We start from the raw sequence: 19,893 nt of genomic DNA, 5'->3' as shown, positions 1-19,893 counted from the left end.
ATCCGGCACAGCGCCCACATTCACTGCAGCTACTGGCACACTGCAATCCCCCACCCACCGAAGCACCACAAACTGATCAGTGCAGGCCAGACCACCAACTACTGATCAGAAAAACCGCCCCTGGACAGCGCTGCCCTCGCGGAGCTGGGAGTCGAGTGGGCATAGCCACCTATGCTTCGGGCGCCCAGGCCGCTCAAGTTTGGGCCGTAACCGGGTGGGGCCCGCAGGTGGTTACGGGGAAGAGGGCTGGCGGACGAGGGCGGAATGAGCGACCAGAATCGGGAGCCAGCAGCAACTGGGACGATTGTGCCGCCGAGCGGTGTGCTGCGCGTGGGGCCGCTGCAGGGGGAAATGACGCAGTCGTTCCTGATCCGGCTGGCGGCGTGCTACGGCATGGCGTTCAGGGACCTGCTGGCGGCGATCCTTGATGTAGGTGGACTGCCGAACATGATGGGCAGGGCGCGGCCGGACAGTGAGATCTATCTGAACCAGGAAGCGCGGGATCGGGTAGCGCAGTTGTGCCGCGTCCCGCAGGATCACCTCATGCGGGCGCTGCCCGCCTGGGCGCAGGAGGAGCCTCGTCGGCGTTTCGCCACAGGGCCGGCAGCGCAGTTTCACCACACCGCGGAGAAGGTGCGGCGCTGGGGACCAGCCTGCCCTGCGTGCACAGCGCGGCGTACCGGGAGGAGGGAGGCTGCTCGCCTGTATCTGGGACCTGAGCAGCGGGTGTGCCTGCCTCATCGCCGGTGGCTTATGCAGATTCCGGGCACGGTCGGCCGAGTAGTGAACCTGGCCGGGAGCGGGCAGGTGCTGGAAGCCCGGCACCATCACGTGAGGCTGCTGTGCCGTTCCGCGCGGGCAGCGGCTGCTTTTGAGGTGGCGCAGGCAGTGACTGCGTCGTGGTGGTGGCAGACGTGGGCGCGGGAGCATGTGTGGCCGGCGCGGCTACGGAGCCTGGACAGCGACGGCTTGGACCAGGACGCGTGGCAGGTCGTGGGGCGGGAGCTGGTGACCTATCCGGAGACCGTTGCCCTGGCCGCGCTGCTGGCCGGTGACGACTTCCGGCGCCGTGTGGTGGCCGAGGCACAGGGCCGTGTTCCCTTTCGCCTGGCTGATCTGCCGACGCTCTTGACGGCTGTTGCGGGCTGTGTGCGGCGGCCCTGGTACGTGGAACAGCTGGCGCAGGAGACGTCGGGCCCTCTCTTTGCGTGGGCGTATCAGTGCGTGCGGGCGCAGGGCGGCACAAACGCTGAGGGCCAGGAGATGTGGATGGTGGCTCCGGCTCACCGCCAGCGCCCTCTGGCGGACGAACTCGCGGTACGGGCGCGCGTGGGGACCGGCGGCCAGCGGGCGGAGAGCAAGCGGCGGCGCGGACACAGTCGGCAGGCGGACGAAGCCTTCGCGGCCGGCCTGGCGCATGCCAGCCACTACGTGCGCGAACACGGCAATCTCGCGGTCCCGAAGGACACCGTGGTCGATTCCTATCGGCTTGGGGAATGGCTGGGCAACGTCCAGGCAAGGGCCTGGGCAATGGCGCCGGACCGTGCGCAGGCGCTGGCCGCCTTGGACCCGTGGTGGAATGTCCCTTGGTCGGTGCAGTGGCAGCGCTCGTACTACCGGGCGCGCGATCACGCCGCGGTTGCCGGTCCGCCCGATGCAGCCGCGGGATTCCCCGGCACGCAGGTACTCAACGGCGAGTGGCTGTATCTGCAGTGCACCCACTACAGCACTCTCCATCCTGAACAGCAGCGTCTGCTGGCCGACATCGGCATCACGGCCCAGGTAGCCCGCACCGCTCTTCCACGGCGGGTCCCCATCCAGGCCAGCTTCGAGACGGGGCTGATGCACGCCAGGTCCTACGCCGCCGAGCACGGACACTTAGTGGTCGGCTCTCGAAGTCTTTCGGGGGTTGACGCTGAGGGAGCTCCCGTGCCAGGCGGTGGCGTGGAACCCGGCCGAAGGGCGAGTTGACCTTCAAGTTGGATGAACGTCGACAATCGGGGCCATGGACGGCACCACGGAACTACTGAGCATCAGCGCCTTCGCGCGGCGGGTCGGTCTCGCTCCGAGCGCCCTGCGTTTCTACGACGACTGCCGCGTTCTGCGGCCGGCGTGGGTTGATGGGGCGACGGGATACCGCTTCTACAGCCCTGCTCAGGAGGCCCGTGCCGCTCTCCTGCGCAGTCTGCGAGAAGCGGGACTGCCGCTGGCTGAGGTCACCGTGGTGCTCGACGGGCCCGAGCGCGAGGGGCGAGAGGTGCTGGAGCGGCACTTGGAGAGGATGCGGGACCAGACGCAGACGGCCGAGGCCGCCATCGCCGTAGTTCTACGTTCCCTCTCGACTGCCGGCAGCATGACGGAAGCACGAATCGGCGGTGTGGAGTTGGCCAGTGCGGTACGCCAGGTGGTGCCGGCCGCGGCTTCCGACGTGGAATTCCCCGCGCTGGGTTGCGTCCTCATCGAGATCGATGACGGCGAGGTGCGTCTGGTGGCTACCGATCGCTATCGCCTGTCCATGCGCGTCCTGAGGCCGGCGGTACTCGACGGAGGGCCCTGCCGCCTGCTGGTGCACGCGGCTGACCTGATCGAGTTCGGGCAATGGGCGGCGCGAGTCCATGAGGTCACCATCCAGGTCGGACCGGACGGCACCCGCGCACGCAGTAAGTCAGAGTCCCGTGTCCTGGTGACGACCGATGGCCTGTTCCCTGCCTACCGCGAGATGCTCTCGGCTCTGGCCTCGCCCGAATACCGCGTGATCGTGGATCGCCTGGCTCTGCGTGAGGCGGTCAACAGTCACGCAGACGCTGCACGCATCGCTCTGAGCTTCTCCGGCGACGAGCTGGTCGTCTCGCTTGCCGATCACTCCAACGCCGCTACCCTGCCCGCGGTCTGTCATGAAGACCTGCCCCAGCGGATCGGCTTCGACCCCGCCGTCCTGGGCCCCGCTCTGGAGGCCAGTGTCGGGCCCGACGTTCTGTTGGAGATCTCCGCCGTAGATCGGCCTGTCGTGGTGCGCTCCGCGGACCAGGGCAGCTTCACCACGCTGGTCATGCCGGTCGCCCTCGACACCTCCAGCTGATTCTTCCTCAACACCGCACCCTCATCATCTCAGGAGATCCGTGACCGACCCAGAGAACATCGTCGTGCAGCTGTGCGCGCAGGGTATGCAGGCCGAGGCCGAAGGGCGAGATGTCCGAGCACGGGACCTGTTCCTTCAAGCCTGGGAAGCGGCCGAGGACGACTACGACGCCTGCATCGCCGCGCACTACCTCGCCCGGCACCAGCCGACCCCGCAGGAGACTCTGTACTGGAACCAGGAGTGCCTGACTCGGGCCGACAAGGTCGGCGACGACCGTGTCCGCAGCTTCTACGCCTCGCTTCACGGCAACATAGCCCGGGCCCACCGGGACCTGGGCCAGATCGACCAGGCCCGCGAACACTTCGAGTCCGCCGCCAGGCACATCGACGACGTCCCAGCCGGCCCCCACCAGCAATGGCTCCGCTACCGCATCGCCGCGGGACTGCGTGCCACCACTTCGGCCGCACCACAGCAGCACGAAGACCCGGTCGGCGAACTCCTCATCAAGCTCTGCGCACGCGCGGACCTCGAAGCCCTGAGTCTGCTGTTGCCCCCGTACATGGGCAGCCTCGGCACATCCGAGGACGAGGAACGCATCACCACCGCTCTGCACATGCTCCACGCCGAGCGTCGCCTTCCCGACGATGAGCAGACCGCCCTCAGCCACGCGATCAAGGGCCGGTCCGCCGCGTGAGGGCCCCCGACCCTCGGTGACACGCGAGACACGCGCGTAGGCCACCGACCGCCTTCCTGGGCGCCGACGAACCTTCAACGATCACGATGGCCCGCCGACCTGACGGTCGGCGGGCCATCAGCATGCCGGTCACTACCGCTCTTCTGCCTCCTTGAAGATCCAAACGAGGCGGAAGGAAGAGCGGTGGACAGTCGAAATCATTCAGGCTTACCAGCCTGCCGCAGGATCCGGGGGACGGGTACGTGGCCATACGCGCTGCCGTGGCGGTGGTGCTGACCGCCTCCGAGCGCCACCGGCTGAAGAAGATGGCTTACGGGCACAAGACTCCACACCAAGCCCGGCAGCGTGCCGCAGTCGTCCTCTTTGCGGCACGTGGCCGGAGTAATGCCAGGATCGCCGCCGAGACCCACCTGCACGTGGACACGGTCCGGACCTGGCGGGGCCGGTTTGCCGCCGGCGGGCTGCCGGCTCTGGCCGACCGCAAGCGCTCCGGGCGCCCCGCCCGTTTCACCCCCGTGCAGGTCGCCGAGGCCAAGGCGCTGGCCTGCCAGCTGCCCGCCGAGACCGGCGTGCCGCTGTCGCGCTGGTCCTGCCCGGAGCTGGCCGCCGAGCTGACCGCGCGCGGGATCACCGACAGCGTCTCCGCGTCCACGGTGCGCCGCTGGCTGCGCGAGGACGCGCTCAAGCCCTGGCAGTATCGGTCCTGGATCTTCATCCGTGACCCCAACTTCCGTGCCAAGGCCCAGCGTGTCCTGGACCTCTACGCCCGCACGTTCGAGGGTGTCCCGCTGGGCGAGGACGAGTACGTGATCTCCAGTGACGAGAAGGCCTCCGTCCAGGCCCGCTGCCGCTGCCACCCGACGCTGGCCCCGGGCCGGGCCCGGGCGATGCGCGTCAACCACGAGTACGGCCGCGGCGGCGCGCTGGCCTACCTGGCCGCCTACGACGTCCACCAGGCCAAGGTCTTCGGCCGCTGCGAACCCAAGACCGGCATCATGCCGTTCATGGCCCTGGTCTCCCAGGTCATGACCACCGAGCCCTACGCGAGCGCCAGACGCGTCTTCTGGATCGTCGACAACGGCTCCTCCCACCGGGGGAAGAAGGCCATCGACCGTCTGACCAAGGAGTTTCCGAACGCGGTCATGGTCCACACCCCCGTCCACGCCTCCTGGACGAACCAGATAGAGATCTTCTTCTCCATCGTCCAGCGCAAGGTCGTCCAACCCAACGACTTCACGGACCTCACCCAGGTCCGGGACCGGCTCCGAGCATTCGAAGACCGCTACAACGCCACGGCACAGCCGTTCCAGTGGAAGTTCACCACCTCCGACCTGGACGATCTGCTGGCCCGGCTCGACCGACACACACCCGCCGACCGACAAGAGGAATCCTCCGTCGCCCTGGCAGCCTGATCAACCCCCGAAGGACTTCGTGAGCCGACCACTTAGGTTCCGCAGCGGCGCCCGGTGGCAGGTCGGGGCTCGCCACGGGCGTGGTGAGCATCGGGTCCGGCAGGGTCCACGTCATGGCAGATGCCTTCCACCATCAGCCGGAGTTCGCTGGGCCGCGCCAAACGGCGCTCGCGCCGCCGAGGGGCGGCGCGAGCGGTCGAGGCCGCGTCGACGGTTACTCGGCCGGCTCGTACGTCACGCTCTGGTCCGGGCAGCCCGCCGCCGTCTCTCGCAGGGCCGCCATCTCGGCTTCGTCGGCCGCCAGCGCCCACCGGAGTTTCGTGCCCACCCATTCCGCGACGTACCGACAGTGCACGTCAGCGGCTGGCGGCAGCCACGTCGAAGGATCCTGGTCGGCCTTCGACCGGTTCGAGCGGGCAGTCACCGCGACCAGGCTGGCGACCGCTCCCTGATCGTTGGCGTACGCCTCGCGGCGCTCCGGCGTCCACGCGGACGCCCCGCTGTCCCAGCTTTCCGCGAGCGGCACCATGTGGTCGATGTCCAGGCCGGACGCGGACGTCACCCAGGTCGCGTCGTAGTAGGACCACCAGGTGCCACCGGTCAGGCGGCAGCGAGGGCCGACGGTGGGCGGCTCAACCGCCTCAGCGATCAGGACCTCGGAGCGGGTGTGGCAGCCGTCGGACGGATCGTCCCCCTTGTTCCAGTGCTTGAAGGCGTCGCGGTCGTAGCCGGCGCGGGACTCGATATCCACCGGCAGGCGGCTGACCGCCTCCGACAGCGGCAGCACCTCTGCGGCGTGCGCGGGCGTGGAGACGGTGAGGGACAGGACGGCAAGGGAGGCGGCGGCCAGGCCGCGCAGCACAGTCGTGAACATGCCCCGTTGATAACGGCAGGTGAGGGGGCGCTCTCAGCCGTTCACCGAGTGCGCCGCCCGTGTGGGTGGAATCGTCGTACCGCAACCGGTGAGGCACGGCACTGCCGCAGCACATGACGGTCGGGATTGTGCCGCTGGTCGGCTGTCGGAGAGGCCGAGCCGGTCAGGCATCCACGGCACACGCCAAACCACAGCGGGAGGTCAGCACCGTACGCTCCGCCGTCCCCGGTCGAGTGACGCTGCCCGAACGCGAGAACTTCGGCGGGCACCGACGCGTCGTGCCGGGTATGAAGCCGATCAACGAGGCGCATGTAGCAGAGCCGGGACTTGCGGTGGTGGAAGTCGCGGCCGCCGATGACGAGACAGCGTTCGCGGTCCAGGAGCTGCTCGCCACACGGTGGGCGATCGCCCCGGCGGACCGCACAACCCACGAGCCGGGCGAGCCAGGTGTCCGGCTGCGCTGTTACCTGGACCTGCGGCAGCACCCCGGATACGAGGCCGATGGCCGGGTTCTTAGCAGTTGCTGATCAACTGCGCGCTGCCGGAGCCGAACTGGATGGTGCCGGAGCAGGGCGTCCTGGGATGGTAGACGGCTTCTGGGATGCGGGCTGCAGAACGTGTCAGCAGCTCGACTACTTGATCGTGTTCGGTGTCGGAGTGGGTGTCCCAGATGAGCCGGTCCGGGCGGGTGGGGTTGCCGGGGACCCAGGCCGGGCTGAGGTCGAAGCGGTACCACAGTGGCATGGAGCGCATCAGGAGGGCACTGCGCAGCGGTGTGCTGGCGGTGTACGTCCAGCTCTCACGGTGCGCAGCTTCTTCGACGGTGAGACCGTTGTGCCGCCACAACGGTGACCGCCCTTCCCTCTGATGCCAGCTGGTCTCCTGCCGGAAGACCATGCGTGCGGTGTGCATGTCGTGCCAGCGGTGCGTGTCCACGAGGTCGAGGCGAGCCGTTGTGGGGAGGTGGGTGAGGCGCACTCGCCGGCAGGTGACGTCGATCAGTCGGAGGCCGGGAACGCCACATACACCGTGGTCTTCATGGAGGAACGGCAGGATGCGGCTGGCGATGCGGCAGGCCGTGTTGGTGTGGATCTCCAGGTGAGCGGGCTGGTGGCAGATGGCGTTCAGGTAGCCGCTGATGCTGGCCATCGCGCTCCTTCGCGGCTGCTCCAGGGAATGCGGGTGCTCCCGGGTGCTCATCAGGCACTCGAAGAGCAGCCCCTGGAAGGCGAGTTGCCCGCGGTCGGTGGGGTCCAGGGCGGGGCGTTTGCCCCTGGTCTGGAGGCGTCCCAGGTACAGGAGGCGGGCGAGTTCCTGGTAGGTCCGCTTGTCGGTTGTGTGCGGCATGAGGTTCCTGCTCCGGCTGCGCCCGGGCGGCAGCCGCGGAGGAAGGGCCAGGCCTGCACGGATACCGAGATGTGTGTTGCGGGACCGGGCATCCCACCCTTGAGACTCCTGCGGGTCCGCCCGGGCGGATCGCTCGCCTCCAGGCCGTCCCTGGCCTGTCGCGCTGACAGTAGCGGCCCGCGCGCAGCTGGACACGTGACACGCCGGACCCGATCGGCTTCTCGTCTTCCGGCACGGCGAGTGGTTCGTCGCCGGGCGGTGGAAGGGATCTGGTGTGACGTGGATGCTGCCGGAGCCGATGCTGAGCACTCCCGTGTCCAGTCCTGATCTGCGGCCGGGCTGGGCGGGCGAGCCCAAGTGGGACGGGTTCCGGGCGGCCGTTTCGGTCGACGCGGGCCGGGTGGTGCTGCGCTCCAGGCGCGGTACGGAGATGGGGCCGGCGTTTCCGGAGGTTGTGGCCGGTGCCGTGCAGTTGCCGGATGCGACCGCGATGGACGGTGAGCTGGTCGTATGGGACGCCGCGGGTCGTCTCGCCTTCGAGCGGTTGCAGAACCGGCTTGTCCGACGTGGTGCCGGTGCGGTCGGGGCAGCTGCGGAGTGGCCGGCCCATTTCGTGGCGTTCGATCTGTTCAGGCTGTCCGGGACCGTGACGACCGGGTGGCCGTACTGGCGGCGGCGGGCGGCGCTGGAGTCGGTGTTCGCCGCCCGCCGGCTCTTTGCCCCGTGGGCGCTGTGCCCGTCGACTACTGACCCGGACACCGTGCGCGAGTGGCTGTCCTGGGCGTCGGTCGGGATGGAAGGCGTCGTCTTCAAACGGCTCACCGATGCCTATAAGCCGTCGGTGAGGGGCTGGCAGAAGTACAAGGTCCGCGAGACGAGTGAGGCGATCGTCGCCGGGATCACCGGCTCCCTGACCCAACCACGGACGCTGCTGCTCGGCAGGTACGACGCCGAAGGCCGCCTCCAGTACGTCGGCCGCACCACAACCCTCGCCCGAGCGGCAGGCACGGCGGTCGCCGGCCTGCTCGAGGCGGGACGGCGCGGGCATCCATGGACGGGCTGGTCGTTCTCCGCCGGGTGGGGCAGCCGGGAGCAACTGGACGTCACGCTGGTGAAGCCAGGGTTGGTGGTGGAAGTCGGCGTCGATGTCGCCCGTGATGCCTCCGGCCGGTGGCGCCATCCTGCGCGCTGGCACCGCGCCCGCCCCGACCTCTCCCCCACCGACGTACCCCGTCTGACGACGCCGCCGCACGACCGCGCCACGCGCGGAGGCCCCGGCCGACGCGCAACCGGCTGAGCGTGCTCCGATCCCCGGCCGCGACCGCGCCGCCCATCCCGCCCCTCCCATCCTCCTTCACTCAGCCGAGGGACATGGGCAGAGCAGCCGCAACGGGGATGTCAGCAGTCCGACCACGGCGAAATCGGGTGGTGGCCTGCGCGAACGCGGAGGCGGTCCGTCGGGTCGCGCAACAGTAGGCGCAACCTCCAGCGCAACAGCCAGGCGCAACCTCTGTCGCAACCTCGTGCTCCTGGTCGACCGAAGCGTGCCGGGTCACGCGGCCCGGACGGCTCCGCGAGCGCGGACCATCTGACGCAGCTCGGTACGCGCAGCCGGCTCCGAGGGGGTGGTCTTCCAGTACGGGTGCCACCACAGCCGTACGGACAGGCGCAACAGGCGGCGGCGCAGGGCAGTGGTGTCGCGGGGTCGGGGCGCGGCCAGCGCGTCGTAGGTGGCGTTCCAGGCGGCTTGCGTCTGCACCAGGTCGTCGGGGAAGTCGATCGCGTCCATACCGGCATTAGATCGCTTGTTCGAATTTGGTGTCACATCGGACACGCCCCGACCGGGGCTGTGGTCGGGGTCGAGGCGGGCGTGGTCGGCCTCACGGTCGGGCCTGTGGTCGGCCCCACCGCGACGGCCCGGCCTGGTCCGGAGCGGCATCCGGGCGGGTGATTTTCCTTCGCGTACGCGGGCGCAGTTCTAGCGGTACGTATCCAACTTGCCTGTTTTCAGGGGGTATTGACAGTTTTTCGTGTTGTCTGTCATGTTCTGTCCGCCGCTTCCGGCGAACGAGCGAGAGGTGATCTCATGCGACGAACCGAGTACGACGCGGGCCAGGCCGCCAAGCGCCTGAAAGTGCCCGCCGCGGCCTTCCGGTGGGCCCGGCACACCGGCCTCATCCCCGCCCCCGACGTGTCGTCGTCCCGGTGGTCCCGGGCCGCTGTGGAGGCGCTGGACGCCGACGCCATCCGGGCCGCGATGCCCACCCCGCCGATCGGCGGCGGCGCGGCGGCAGACCGGATCGCCGAGGCACTCGGCACCCCGAACCGGACCATTCACGGCGAGAAGGCGAACGTGACGGCCTTTGTGGTGCGCCGGTTCGTCGACCGCGGCCTGCTGGTCGACCTGAGCGCGAACCCGGACGGGACGCTGCACCACCCCGGCCAGGTCGCGGAGGTCTGCCGCCGCGAGGACCTGGCGGGCCTGGTCGCCGCCGACACCCCGCTCGGTCCCGAGCAGGCCGCCGCCCGCCTCCGGGTCCGCCGTGCCGACTGGGATCACATGGTCCGGCTCGGCTGGGTCCGCTCCCCGCAGTCGATCGAGGTCCGCTTCGGCACGAGCCGGGCCGGAGCCGTCGACGTCGCGCTCTACACCACGGCGTCCGTCGACGCGGTCGTCCCCGCCCACCCCGAAGTCGACTGGGAGCAGCTGCGCACGGTGGAGAAGGGCCGGCGCTCTCCGCTCGTGTCGCTGCGTCCGGAGCCGGCGCCCGTACCGGCGTAAGCCCTCCGGGGTGCTGCTCCCGCCCGCGCCCGGCGCCGTCCAGAAGGGCGGCCCGGGGCGCGGGCGTTTCTTGTGTGCCGTTCATGCGTGCCCGGCCGGCTCCCACAGCGGGCGGGCACGTCCCGTCCCGTCGCAGTGGAAGCACCGACCGCCTCCCGGTGTGCTGCGGGCACCGATGGTGCCGGAGGCGTGCCGGAAGAGCCGGGTGAGTCCGGCGACGTGCGCCTCGTGGACCGGGAGGTCCTGGCGTCTGCTGAGGGTGAGCTCCAGGGCGACGCCGGGCCCGGTGAAGTGAGCGTGGGGGAGGTCACCGGTCATCGCGCGGAGCGTGTTGTTCACCTCGTGCATCGTCTCCGCGCCGGTCAGCTGCACCCGGGCCGTGAGGATGGTGTCGGTGGCCGCGGTGAAGGACAGCAGTCCGGCCGGGCGGGCGAGCTGTCCGACGCGGCCCACGGGATCGGGATGGGTGTGGTGGAGCTGGGCCAGGGCCTGCCACAGGCCGCCCGGCAGATTCTGGGGTTCGGTCTCTTCTCGGTTGCGTCTCATGCGGCTTGTGTAGGGCCTGCGGTGAGCTGGTGGCGCCGGATGGGCCCGTCCGTCCCACGCGTTGGCACGAGGTCTTCGGTGCCCGTTCCGCTCACCGGACCGGAGGTGCTCTGCGAACTGGTCTTGGGACCGCCTGCTCTCGCTCGGGTCGATGGGCCCCTGTCAGATCGTGCTTCTGCAGATATCCCGTTTCAAGGGGCTCTAGGAGAAGTAGTCAGCGCGATTGCCACCCCTTGACTAGCGCTCTGACGTGCAGGTTCTCGCGTGTCCGGAAATTCTGGGGGCAACTTGTAGAGCAACCTGTAGGGCAACCTGAAAGGCAACTTGAAAAGCAACCTGTAAGGCAACCTCCGTCGCCGCTTCTGTTTGCCACCGCTCAGGGCGAGCCTCCCGTCCAGCACTTCACCGACGGGAGGCTCGCCCAGGAGTCACCTGCGGAAGCGAGAGAGCCAGGTTCCGCCGGCCTTCTGCTCGGGCAGAGCCTGCTCCTGGTGCTGGGGCTGGGGCTGGGGCTGGGGCTGGGGCCCGGCTGTCCAGCCGTACTCGTCGAAGGACCGCGCGATTCCTTCCTCCTCCTTCCGGTCGCAGTCCCCGCACAGCTTCGGACGGGCCTCCATGGGGACGGGGCCCCAGCCGGGGCGGTTCACCGCCTTCCACCGCTCATTGGTGAACGCCGCCTTGCACTCGGTGCAGCGTGGGCGATGGGGGTAGCGCAGGAAGTCCGTCTGCTTCGCCCAGTCTGGGAGCGGCTCCGGGCGGTCGGCTTCCTGAGCGTCGGCGACAGCCTGTTGCTTACACCCGTCGCACAGCCGCGGGTGGGTGTCGACGGGGACTCCCCAATTCGTCTTCTCGGCGGCCTCCCAGCGTTCATCGGTGAACCGTGCCCCGCATGTGGCGCAGGCGGGCCGGCGGGCCTCGCGCTGGGCGGCTTGCTGTGCCGCTTCGGCGGCCTTCTTCGCGTCGTGTTCCTGCGCCGCGCGCCGCATCTGCGCCTGAAGCTCCGCCCGCCGGGCCTCGGTCTCTGCTTCCTCGCGGGCGTCGGCGGCCTCGCGGCGCGGATTGCCGATCGCCTCCAGGAGCGGCTCCAGGTTGTTACGGCCGAAGCGGACGAACACGGCACCGGCCGGTCCGTGCGCACGAAGGTTCTTCAGCGCGACTGCGACGATCGGGATCTTCCTGTCGTAGAGGTGGTGGCCGCCGCGCTGCCGCTCCCCCTGCCACAGGTGGCGGGTCAGCTCTTGCAGGCGCGGGATGGTGTGGAGGGGGTTGCGTTCTCCGATGTGGTTGAACACCAGGAGCACGGGCGGATGCGGCGTGTCGCCGTACCGGCCCTGGGGGACCGTCCAGCGCGTACGCCACATCGGGCGCTCACGGCCGTCGGTGTCCTTCACCTGCCGCTTGAAGAAGCGGGCGTACTTCTCCAGCTTGGCGGCGAGCTCCTCGGCGGTCTCGTGGCAGTTGTCGACCTCGATGAACAGCAGCGGCACTCCGTCCTGCGGGGCGGTGAGCACGATGTCGGCCTGGGCGCCGCCCTTGCCGGGCGCGTTCCAGGTGCCGGTCGCCGGGAGCGGGACCTCGGTCCAGTACGAGGCGATGGTGCCGATGCCGTCCGGTGAGTCGACGGCGGCCTGGGCGGCGGCCTGGACGTGCGGCGGGTCGACGGTGAGCCTGGCCATGTTCGGCTTCGGGCGCAGCATCGCGATGACCGTCTCGTTGACGGCCATCGGGTGGGAGGCGCCACTGGAGCCCGCGCCGCGCGCGGTGGAGCCCATCTCCGTCAACGGCCGGTTCAGCTCGTAGGAGGCAGCCTGCAGGCCCTTGGGGGTCAGGTTCCGCAGGGCGTCGCCCGTCTCGGTGGAGCCGCCGTTCTCGGATAGGCCGTGCCCCCGCATGTCGGAGAGCGCGGCCGTGTGCGAGGCGGTGCGGGCCTGCTTGCGCTTCGACGGGGTCGGCTTGTCGGCGTGCCGGAAGGTCAGGTGCGGGGCGCCGATCCGCTGGATCTGATCCGTCGTGGCGACCTTCAGCGCTCCGAGCACGCGCAGCACGTCGCCGCGGTAGCTGTTCGTCGACCCCGCCGGGTTGTTCTTCCGCTTCCCCGCCATCAGCTCTGCTCCCTCGTCGCTCGCGACCGGCCGCCGGCCGACCGCCGCCGCTGCTGCCGCTGGCCGCGCCCGGCCGGGGAGGGCGTCCCGGCCCCCCGGAACCCGATGCTCTCCTCCCATGCGGACATGTATAGGAGAGAAGGGGTTTTGTGACGGCGCAGTTTTCGCGCCGATTACGCCGCTGACAAGGGCTTTTCCCACGCCCCCGGGTGCCGGGCACCAAAGGGGGATCCCAAGGGCCCTCCCAAGGGGGCACCCGGGGATCCCCCTTGGGCCTGCACCACGCGGGCCAGCCTTCCGGGAGGATCGGCCCGAGCGGCGGTGCTGCCCGGCCTCCGGATAGGTGGTCGTCATCGTCTGGTCTCCTTCGCTGCCCCGGCCGGGGTGGTCGGGGCGAAGGAGCAGCGTGCAGCCGACCCCCTTGACCGCGGCCTGACCGGTGCCGGTAGCGGACGCTGTCTAGGGGAAACGTGGCCGTGGTTGGGGCGGTAGCGGAGGTGGACAAGGGGTCAGAGCCGGGTTCGAGGTCGGGCCGACCCTGCCGGACAAGGGGGCCGCGTTTGCCCCTTGCAGCCCCGATTCGTCCGGTTCGATCGGAGGGGGAGAGTTCTCTCCCTCGGCGGCCGGACTCTGTCCACAGGGCCGCAGATCGAGGGTGTCTTCGAGGCCGCCGCGATCAGCGGGGCGGCCCGAAGATGAGGAGCCACCCATGCCCGAGAACACCGTCGCCACGTCGCTCGCCCCGATGGAGCCGCAGGACGTCGCCGACGCCTTCGCCTTCATCCAGGCGATCCATGCCGCCGACATCGACACCGCCGGCGCGGTCGCCGACGAGGTGGGCCCGGAGCTGCACCGGATGCTCCTGGACGTCGCCGCGCGCGTCTCCATCCCGGTCACCGCCGCGGACGACCACGACGGGGAGCCGTGCGAGCACTCCTTCCTGGCCGCCGCGCTCGGGCGTCTGCTGCTGGAGCTCCTGTGCCACAGCGTGTGCCTGGCCGGCGCGCGGGGCATGGCCGAGACCATCGTCCGCTTCACCGAGAACATCCTCACCGAGGACCACGGCGGCGTCGGCGAGGTCCTGCGCCAGCTGGAGGCCGCGGGGATGAAGCAGGCGATGGAAGCGCACCCGGTGCGCCTCACCGCCGTGTAGCGCGCACCATCCGATGCCGGTGGTGCGCACCCCGCACCGCACCACGCGCACCCGGTGCGCACCAGGTGCGGTGACGGCTTCAAGTGGTGCGCGCACCGGCGCACCACACACCCATCGCGGTGCGCGCCACCGGCCCCAGCGCACCGCGCCGGGCGCCTGCCACGGCCGGGCGAGCTCCTATATCACACACCCCCTTGACCGCGACCTGACTGAAAGCCCGCACCGGGCCTGGCAAGGGGAAACACGCGGGATGGCGAACCTGGTCCAGGAGTTGATGCGCGCCCGTCGGAACCCGGACAAGGGGTGGGCCGGTGGTGCGCGCACCCGGTGCGGTGCGGGGCATCGGGTGCGGCGCACCGGGTGCGCGCGAGTGCCGGGCGTCGTCGGGTGGTGCGGCGCACCGGGCGCGGTGGCGCACCATCGCGGTGCGCACCACGGTGGAGTCCATCGTCATCCGGCGCACCAGAGTGGGCTCCACTCGGTGGAGCCCACTCGGTGGAGCCCACTCGGTGTTCTACATCCGGTGGCGATGCGCGACATCGGGTGGACTCCATCGAGTGGACGGTGCCCGACCTCGTCACCACAGCCAGGCGTTGGAGTGCCGCACTCGGGACAGTGCGCGAGCATCGCGGCGCGCGGCCGCGTTGCCGATCCGGTTCTGCCGGGAGCGAGGCCGGCGCGAGTTCCTCGCGGCGAGGCGGCGCTTGGCGGCTTCCTGGAGTCGCTTGCGCTGCTTGCGCAGCTCCGCTTTCTTCGCCGCCTTCGACTTCGGCTTCCGCGGGCGCTTCCAGATCGGCTGCCACCCCACGGGCTCGTCGACTTCGGGCTCCTGGTCCTCGTCGAGCGCGGCGGCCATCTGCTCGCGGGCGGCACGAGCACGGGCGAGGGCTTCGTCGGGGTTGGGCTGGTCTTCCGGGGTGCTCACGTGACTCCTCCGATGGTTCGGCCCGGCATGTGCTGGGTGCCGGGTTGTTGGGTGTGCGGCGGCGGGACTGCCGCCGGAGCGGGCTGCGGGCGCAGGTTGTGGGCGGCTTCGCGCGCCCGCCGGCTGTCCTGGAGCGTGGCGGCCACCTGCGCGGCGGCGGCTTCCAAGGTCTGGCGGGTCCGCTCCACCGCGTCGACGCCGGTCTCCGGCTCCAGGGCGCGGCCGTCCTTCCGGCCGTCGCGGAACGGCCGCGGGCGCGACCTCGAGGTGGCAGGCACGGCGACGGCGTACGGGCGGGGGCGGGAGCCCAGGCGTTCCGCACGGCGCGCAGCGTGGACCCGGGCGGCCAGGGCATCGGCGGCGATGCGGGCCCGTTCGTACTGAGTCGCCGTGCGGCGGCGGGTCAGCGGGCGCAGCACGGCCTGGTCCTCGGTGTCGCGCGGGTACAGGGCGCGCAGGTCGGCGGTCACCCTGCGGCCGCGCCCGACGGGCCGGGTGTGGTCGTCGAGGACCGTCTGCACGATCCGTTCGTCCAGGCCCGGTTCGTGGCGGCGGCCGCGCAGGACGTAGGAGAGGTGGCGGCGGGCTTCGGCGAGGAGGTGGTGGCGCGCGAAGGCGCCGCGCATCACGTACACCACCGCGACGACGTCGACGGCCGCCAGGACGACGTCGACCACCGGCCGCACCCGCGCCCACACCGCCGCGGCCGCCGCCCGCGCCCGCTCGGCGAGCCGGTAGACGGTGCAGGCGCCGAACGCCCGGATCGCCGAAGCGCGCCATCGCGTCCGCAGCTCGGTCAGCGACAGCAGCTCGGTGCGCTTGGGCGGGCGGGTCTGGTCGGCGGCCTGACAGGCCAGCGCGTAGGCGGCCCGCTCCCCCGGCTCGTGCCCCTGCCGCTCCTCGTACCTGGCGGTGATGACGGACAGCGCGTCCTCGATCTGCTGGCGGCGGGTCGACTGCCAGCCGATCAGCCGCCGGTCGATCCCCGCAATGTCCATCACGGGCCGACGGCCGGGCGTCACCTCGCGCGGCTCCCACGCCCACCCGAGCCGCGCCGTCACCTCCTCCATGAACAGGAGGGTGTAGAGGGTGTCGGCGGCGACGATGTGGGTCATCAGCGAGTCCGCCGACAGGTTGCCCCACTTCCCGTCGTGCGGCCGCCGGGCGCGGACCGACACCACCGCGTGGCTGTGGAGCAGCGGCCGCGATTCCGTGGCGCGTGACTCGTAGTGCCGGAACACCGCGACGACCAGCCCGTCCTTGACCCGGGCCCGCTGCTTGCCGCCGGCCTTCGAGCGGATCTCCGCGACCGACGCCTCCAGCCACGCCAGGGTCTTGTCGCGGGCGATGCCGTCGCACAGCTCCAGCACCACGCGGTGCTCGTCGTCCATCAGGGCCCACGCGATGTGTGCCGTCGGCGGGGGCCGGAACACCAGGTCGAAGGCCAGCCAGGGCGTGCGCTCCTTGGCCTTGTCGGTCTTCGGTGAACGGTTGTGCTCGATGGGCCTGCCCAGCACGGTCGCCCGCCTCGCCTGCTCCGAGGTCTTGCCCTGCGCCAGGAGCTCGCGCTCGATCCGGTCGGCGTCCGGGTGCCGCCCCTCCCCCAGGAGCAGCTCGGCCTGCCGCTCGGTCACCACGTCCCCGGCCTTGAGGCCGAGGGCGGCCAGGCCCCGGCCCTTCCACACGCCGGGCGGGACACCGGCCTCGTCCTGGGCAGCGCGCAGCGGCGTGCCCACGGCACGGTGGCCGTCGCCGACCATCACGCCACGGAACAGGTAGCGCACCCCGGCCCCCGGGCGAACTGGCGACATGCTGATCATCGGCCCATCGAACCCCGGCGCTGACCTGCGCAGAAGTGTGATCCGGGGTCCATCCCGTCGGGCGGGAGGGCATCACCAGATCTTTACCGGAGCGCCCGCCAGGCGGGCCGCCGGGCCAGCCCGAGACGGTAAGCCGCCGGTGTGTGCACAGTCCGCCGCATGAACACGAACCTGCTCCACGGAGACCTCTGCCCGCTGTGCGGCCGGCCCCTCACGCTGCGCCCGACCGTCACCGTCCACTCGAACGTGCCGTACCCCACCCGGACCGACTACCTGCCCCACTGCACCAGCTGCGCCAACGACCTGCCCAACATGCAGAGGTGGAACGACCTGATGAACAACCGCTACGGCCTCTGACTCGGGCCGTGCGAATACTGCGCCCCGACCACCCCAACAGCATCCACCACGCGATCCGCCCCGAGCCGACTCCAACGTCATCCAACGCGCACCAACGCACCACTTCCCCAGCCGCCCACCACCGCTGAGCGCACCCCGTCACCGACGCCCTTCAACACGAACAGCCACCACCGCCCCCGGCCGACTCCGGCCGGGGGCTTCGTGCGTCCTGGAGGTTCACCGTGCCCACCTACGAGACCCTGCCGCGCTTCGCCGCCGACCTGGACCGCCTCACCCCAGAGCAGCGCCGTCGATTCCGCCGCACCGTGGCGGCCTTCGTCGAGGACCTGCGCACCGGCAGCTTCCGCGCCGGCCTCCGCGTCAAGCGCGTCCAGCGAGCACCGGGCGTCTACGAGCTGACCTGGTCCATGGGCACCGGTCCCGCAGGACGCGCGACGTGGGAGTACGGGCCCGCGTGCCGCCCCGGCACACCGCACATCATCTGGCGCCGCATCGGAGGCCACGACATCCTGACCGGGCCGTAACCCGGGACGCACGGGCGAATTTGCCCGCGAGCGCTCAAGTCAGCTCGAGCAAGGGCGCTTCGACCCCTCAGAAGATCCGTCGGTTCACCCGGCGCGAGCCGCATGAGATGCCGCAGGATGCTGAGCGAGCGAGGGCTTGCCTAGTAATGTTCGGCCGCATGAGCATCCCCAACCCTCGGGGAGAGCGAGAGAAGCTAATTACAGCCCTCACTCCCCAGCTACGTAGGCATCTAAAGATCCGCGCCTTTGAGCACGGCATGGACATCCAGGACGCGACCGAGCACGCGATTAACGCCTGGTACTCAGCAGAAGGCCTGCCCGAGGTCAAAACCGATGGGGCGAAGACCTGGGGCACGTTCCTCCCGGTCGGAGAGCCGGACAAGTTCAAGGCGACCTGTTCGGAGCGCGGCGTCACCTACGTACAAGGGCTGGCACAGGCTCTCTCTCTGTGGCTCGACAACCACCCCTCCCCCACAGCTCCGTTGGTGGCTCAGCCCGTGGTGCGGGTGATAGTGGCGAACCAGAAGGGCGGCGTCGGGAAGACATTCCTGTCCTCCGGCATCGCGCAGGCTCTCGCAGAGGCCGGCCATCGGGTTCTGCTCGTCGACTACGACCCACAGGGGCACCTGACGGCGGAGCTGGGCTTCGAGGACCTCATGTACGAGGACGACGTCGAAACCCTGATGATGCATATGGACGGCAGCGCCAAGGGCGACATCCGTGACTTGCTGGTGGCTTTGGACGGCGAGCGGTTCGGGGAACGGCTTCACTTGCTGCCGGCGTCTGACGACGCGTTCCTGCGTGACGTGGCTCTGTCCAAGGTGAGCTTCAGCGAGGCCGCGCTGGAGCGGGCGCTGGAGCCGCTGGAGGCGGACTACGACGTCATCATCATCGACGGACCGCCCAGCCTCGGGCTGAACATGGACACCGCCCTGTACTACGTCCGGCGTCGCGACGGTGAACTCGCCGACCGTTCCGGCGTCATCACGCCCGTCTGGGCAAACAAGGCGTCGCACCGAGCGTTCCGGCTCCTGAAGTCCCAGATGGACGATCTCTGTCGGAAGGGTCGCATCCAGGTCGACTACCTGGGCCTGATCATCAACGCCTACGACAGCCGCCGCGGCAAGCTTGTGAAAGAGAACAAGGATCAGTGGGAGAAAAGCAGCTCCCCGTCTGTCCTTGCCGTAATCGGTGATCTCAAGGAGGGGCGTGAGGCGGCAGACGGTGAGATCCCGCTGCTGGAGTACGCACCGGATAGTGAGCACGCGCAGGTGATGCGCGATCTGGCAAAGGAGCTGGCCGTATGACGCCTCCGACGCAGCGGGTCACCCGTGGCTTCAGCATCGACGAGGACGGTTCGGACTCGAAGCCTGCGCCCCGTCGGGTCCGGACTCGGCAGCAGATCATGAGCGGGGAGGGGAAGCGTCCGCCGGCGGCTGTGCCGCTGTCCGTGCTGGCTCACAATCCGCTCAACCCTCGCGATGAGCTGACCGAGATCGAAGAGACCGCGGCCTCTCTGAAGGAGAAGGGTCAGCTTCAGCCCGTGGCGGTCGTCCGGCGAGCGGCCTTCTTGACAGCTCACCCCGGCCGTGAAGAGGAGATTGGGGCGGCTGAGTACGTCGTCATCGACGGCAACAGGCGACTGGCGGCCGCGTCCGTCGCGGGTTTGGCAGAACTGCGGATCGACGTCAATGACGATCTCGCTGCCAGCGCGGAGGACATGCTTGAGAGCGCGCTGATCGCCAACGTTCACCGGGTCGACGTCCCCCCGCTGGACCAGGCGAAGGCCATCCAGGAGCTCCTCAGCAAGCACGGCAGCCAGGAGAAGGTAGCCAAGAGGCTCGGGAAGTCGGGGGCCTGGGTGTCGCAGCGCCTGGCGCTGCTCGGGCTGAGTGAGGACCTGCAGGAGAAGGTCGAGTCCGGCGAACTGACCGTCAAGGATGGACGCCGCATTGGTCGGCTCCCTGCCGACCAGCAGCAGACCGAGGCCGCCGCCGCCCTTAACCGGGTTAAGACGCCCCGGAAGCCGCGGTCCAAGGAAGCGAGTGTCCCGTCCGGGGACGCGGTGGCTTCTTCGATCCCATCGCAAGCGGCTGGCGCGAAGGAGGCAGAGGGGACGGGCACCGTAGGTCTTAACCTGGTTAAGGGGGAGCGGGCGAACAACAGCGGGCCGGACCTCCCGTGGAACGACCCGAAGTGGTTCAACGACCAGCTTCGCGCTCACATGTCGGCCGAGCATCGCGAGGAACTCGTGCTGCTCCTCATGGCGGACAGCTGA

Annotated in this window: 19 protein-coding genes; 12 read left to right on the top strand and 7 right to left on the bottom strand. The window is 70.0% G+C overall.

Features of this window, described 5'->3' with window-relative positions; genetic code table 11:
• The first annotated feature begins 264 nt into the window (after positions 1-264).
• The 4 genes from ACVV2G_RS27870 to ACVV2G_RS27855 all read left to right on the top strand — a co-directional run bounded on the left by ACVV2G_RS27870 (position 265) and on the right by ACVV2G_RS27855 (position 5,185).
• Entirely contained in the window at positions 265-1,971 is a 1,707-nt protein-coding gene (locus ACVV2G_RS27870; RefSeq protein ID WP_453845522.1) for a Helicase associated domain protein, read from the top strand.
• 34 nt (positions 1,972-2,005) lie between these two features.
• On the top strand, positions 2,006-3,079 hold the full coding sequence (locus ACVV2G_RS27865; RefSeq protein ID WP_453845521.1) for a MerR family transcriptional regulator: 1,074 nt from the start codon (positions 2,006-2,008) through the stop codon (positions 3,077-3,079).
• Between the two features lie 40 nt (positions 3,080-3,119).
• Entirely contained in the window at positions 3,120-3,773 is a 654-nt protein-coding gene (locus ACVV2G_RS27860) for a hypothetical protein (RefSeq protein WP_453845520.1), read from the top strand.
• A 242-nt stretch (positions 3,774-4,015) separates the two neighbouring features.
• Positions 4,016-5,185 carry an IS630 family transposase gene (locus ACVV2G_RS27855; protein WP_453845519.1) on the top strand — a complete coding sequence of 390 codons (1,170 nt, stop codon included), beginning with the start codon at positions 4,016-4,018 and terminating at the stop codon, positions 5,183-5,185.
• A 214-nt stretch (positions 5,186-5,399) separates the two neighbouring features.
• Here the strand turns inward: ACVV2G_RS27855 and ACVV2G_RS27850 are convergent, their stop codons facing one another.
• The gene (locus ACVV2G_RS27850) at positions 5,400-6,059 is read right to left on the bottom strand and encodes an HNH endonuclease family protein (RefSeq protein ID WP_453845518.1); all 660 of its coding nucleotides are present in this window, start codon (positions 6,057-6,059) and stop codon (positions 5,400-5,402) included.
• Positions 6,060-6,292: 233 nt separating this feature from the next.
• On the opposite strand from ACVV2G_RS27850, the gene ACVV2G_RS27845 reads away from it, so the two are divergent.
• A complete protein-coding gene (locus tag ACVV2G_RS27845; protein ID WP_453845517.1) occupies positions 6,293-6,586 on the top strand; it encodes a DUF6207 family protein in 294 nt (97 codons plus the stop codon).
• Here the strand turns inward: ACVV2G_RS27845 and ACVV2G_RS27840 are convergent.
• Entirely contained in the window at positions 6,573-7,406 is an 834-nt protein-coding gene (locus ACVV2G_RS27840; protein ID WP_453845516.1) for a hypothetical protein, read from the bottom strand. The genes ACVV2G_RS27845 and ACVV2G_RS27840 overlap by 14 nt on opposite strands.
• Before the next feature lie 283 nt (positions 7,407-7,689).
• Here ACVV2G_RS27840 and ACVV2G_RS27835 point away from each other — a divergent pair, with 283 nt between their 5' ends.
• Entirely contained in the window at positions 7,690-8,703 is a 1,014-nt protein-coding gene (locus tag ACVV2G_RS27835) for an ATP-dependent DNA ligase (protein WP_453845528.1), read from the top strand.
• Positions 8,704-8,958: 255 nt separating this feature from the next.
• Here ACVV2G_RS27835 and ACVV2G_RS27830 read toward each other — a convergent pair whose 3' ends face one another.
• The gene (locus ACVV2G_RS27830; RefSeq protein WP_453845515.1) at positions 8,959-9,195 is read right to left on the bottom strand and encodes a hypothetical protein; all 237 of its coding nucleotides are present in this window, start codon (positions 9,193-9,195) and stop codon (positions 8,959-8,961) included.
• A 297-nt stretch (positions 9,196-9,492) separates the two neighbouring features.
• Here ACVV2G_RS27830 and ACVV2G_RS27825 point away from each other — a divergent pair, with 297 nt between their 5' ends.
• Entirely contained in the window at positions 9,493-10,188 is a 696-nt protein-coding gene (locus ACVV2G_RS27825) for a hypothetical protein (RefSeq protein ID WP_453845514.1), read from the top strand.
• Positions 10,189-10,269: 81 nt separating this feature from the next.
• Here the strand turns inward: ACVV2G_RS27825 and ACVV2G_RS27820 are convergent, their stop codons facing one another.
• Both ACVV2G_RS27820 and ACVV2G_RS27815 read right to left on the bottom strand, forming a co-directional pair.
• Positions 10,270-10,734, bottom strand: a complete 465-nt coding sequence (locus ACVV2G_RS27820) for a hypothetical protein (protein WP_453845513.1) — start codon at positions 10,732-10,734, stop codon at positions 10,270-10,272.
• A gap of 428 nt (positions 10,735-11,162) precedes the next feature.
• Positions 11,163-12,836: a replication-relaxation family protein gene (locus tag ACVV2G_RS27815; RefSeq protein WP_453845512.1), complete on the bottom strand. Its 1,674-nt coding sequence runs from the start codon at positions 12,834-12,836 to the stop codon at positions 11,163-11,165.
• A 709-nt stretch (positions 12,837-13,545) separates the two neighbouring features.
• Between ACVV2G_RS27815 and ACVV2G_RS27810 the strand changes: the two genes are divergently transcribed.
• Positions 13,546-13,989, top strand: a complete 444-nt coding sequence (locus ACVV2G_RS27810) for a hypothetical protein (RefSeq protein WP_453845511.1) — start codon at positions 13,546-13,548, stop codon at positions 13,987-13,989.
• Positions 13,990-14,566: 577 nt separating this feature from the next.
• Here ACVV2G_RS27810 and ACVV2G_RS27805 read toward each other — a convergent pair.
• Positions 14,567-14,914, bottom strand: a complete 348-nt coding sequence (locus ACVV2G_RS27805; RefSeq protein WP_453845510.1) for a hypothetical protein — start codon at positions 14,912-14,914, stop codon at positions 14,567-14,569.
• Positions 14,911-16,734: a MobF family relaxase gene (mobF, locus tag ACVV2G_RS27800; RefSeq protein WP_453845509.1), complete on the bottom strand. Its 1,824-nt coding sequence runs from the start codon at positions 16,732-16,734 to the stop codon at positions 14,911-14,913. Before mobF ends, ACVV2G_RS27805 begins: the two co-directional genes overlap by 4 nt.
• A gap of 159 nt (positions 16,735-16,893) precedes the next feature.
• Between mobF and ACVV2G_RS27795 the strand changes: the two genes are divergently transcribed.
• The 4 genes from ACVV2G_RS27795 to ACVV2G_RS27780 all read left to right on the top strand — a co-directional run bounded on the left by ACVV2G_RS27795 (position 16,894) and on the right by ACVV2G_RS27780 (position 19,893).
• Positions 16,894-17,091 carry a hypothetical protein gene (locus ACVV2G_RS27795; RefSeq protein WP_453845508.1) on the top strand — a complete coding sequence of 66 codons (198 nt, stop codon included), beginning with the start codon at positions 16,894-16,896 and terminating at the stop codon, positions 17,089-17,091.
• Between the two features lie 221 nt (positions 17,092-17,312).
• Positions 17,313-17,615, top strand: coding sequence for a hypothetical protein (locus ACVV2G_RS27790; RefSeq protein ID WP_453845507.1), 303 nt, complete (start codon positions 17,313-17,315; stop codon positions 17,613-17,615).
• 158 nt (positions 17,616-17,773) lie between these two features.
• Positions 17,774-18,922 carry a ParA family protein gene (locus ACVV2G_RS27785; protein WP_453845506.1) on the top strand — a complete coding sequence of 383 codons (1,149 nt, stop codon included), beginning with the start codon at positions 17,774-17,776 and terminating at the stop codon, positions 18,920-18,922.
• Positions 18,919-19,893 (top strand): ParB/RepB/Spo0J family partition protein, encoded by a 975-nt coding sequence (locus ACVV2G_RS27780; RefSeq protein WP_453845505.1) that lies wholly within the window; start codon positions 18,919-18,921, stop codon positions 19,891-19,893. The genes ACVV2G_RS27785 and ACVV2G_RS27780 overlap by 4 nt, the downstream gene beginning before the upstream one ends.

This window comes from Streptomyces sp. JK94 (assembly GCF_053613315.1).
This window is presented reverse-complemented; position numbering and strand designations above follow the sequence as displayed.

What these genes read in the sequence shown, in the direction of transcription:
- ACVV2G_RS27870 (WP_453845522.1), top strand. Translation starts at nt 265, where the DNA reads ATGAGCGACCAGAATCGGGAGCCAGCAGCAACTGGGACGATTGTGCCG.
- ACVV2G_RS27865 (WP_453845521.1), top strand. Translation starts at nt 2,006, where the DNA reads ATGGACGGCACCACGGAACTACTGAGCATCAGCGCCTTCGCGCGGCGG.
- ACVV2G_RS27850 (WP_453845518.1), bottom strand. Translation starts at nt 6,059, where the DNA reads ATGTTCACGACTGTGCTGCGCGGCCTGGCCGCCGCCTCCCTTGCCGTC.
- ACVV2G_RS27840 (WP_453845516.1), bottom strand. Translation starts at nt 7,406, where the DNA reads ATGCCGCACACAACCGACAAGCGGACCTACCAGGAACTCGCCCGCCTC.
- ACVV2G_RS27835 (WP_453845528.1), top strand. Translation starts at nt 7,690, where the DNA reads ATGCTGCCGGAGCCGATGCTGAGCACTCCCGTGTCCAGTCCTGATCTG.
- ACVV2G_RS27830 (WP_453845515.1), bottom strand. Translation starts at nt 9,195, where the DNA reads ATGGACGCGATCGACTTCCCCGACGACCTGGTGCAGACGCAAGCCGCC.
- ACVV2G_RS27825 (WP_453845514.1), top strand. Translation starts at nt 9,493, where the DNA reads ATGCGACGAACCGAGTACGACGCGGGCCAGGCCGCCAAGCGCCTGAAA.
- ACVV2G_RS27820 (WP_453845513.1), bottom strand. Translation starts at nt 10,734, where the DNA reads ATGAGACGCAACCGAGAAGAGACCGAACCCCAGAATCTGCCGGGCGGC.
- ACVV2G_RS27815 (WP_453845512.1), bottom strand. Translation starts at nt 12,836, where the DNA reads ATGGCGGGGAAGCGGAAGAACAACCCGGCGGGGTCGACGAACAGCTAC.
- ACVV2G_RS27810 (WP_453845511.1), top strand. Translation starts at nt 13,546, where the DNA reads ATGCCCGAGAACACCGTCGCCACGTCGCTCGCCCCGATGGAGCCGCAG.
- mobF (WP_453845509.1), bottom strand. Translation starts at nt 16,734, where the DNA reads ATGATCAGCATGTCGCCAGTTCGCCCGGGGGCCGGGGTGCGCTACCTG.
- ACVV2G_RS27795 (WP_453845508.1), top strand. Translation starts at nt 16,894, where the DNA reads ATGAACACGAACCTGCTCCACGGAGACCTCTGCCCGCTGTGCGGCCGG.
- ACVV2G_RS27785 (WP_453845506.1), top strand. Translation starts at nt 17,774, where the DNA reads ATGAGCATCCCCAACCCTCGGGGAGAGCGAGAGAAGCTAATTACAGCC.
- ACVV2G_RS27780 (WP_453845505.1), top strand. Translation starts at nt 18,919, where the DNA reads ATGACGCCTCCGACGCAGCGGGTCACCCGTGGCTTCAGCATCGACGAG.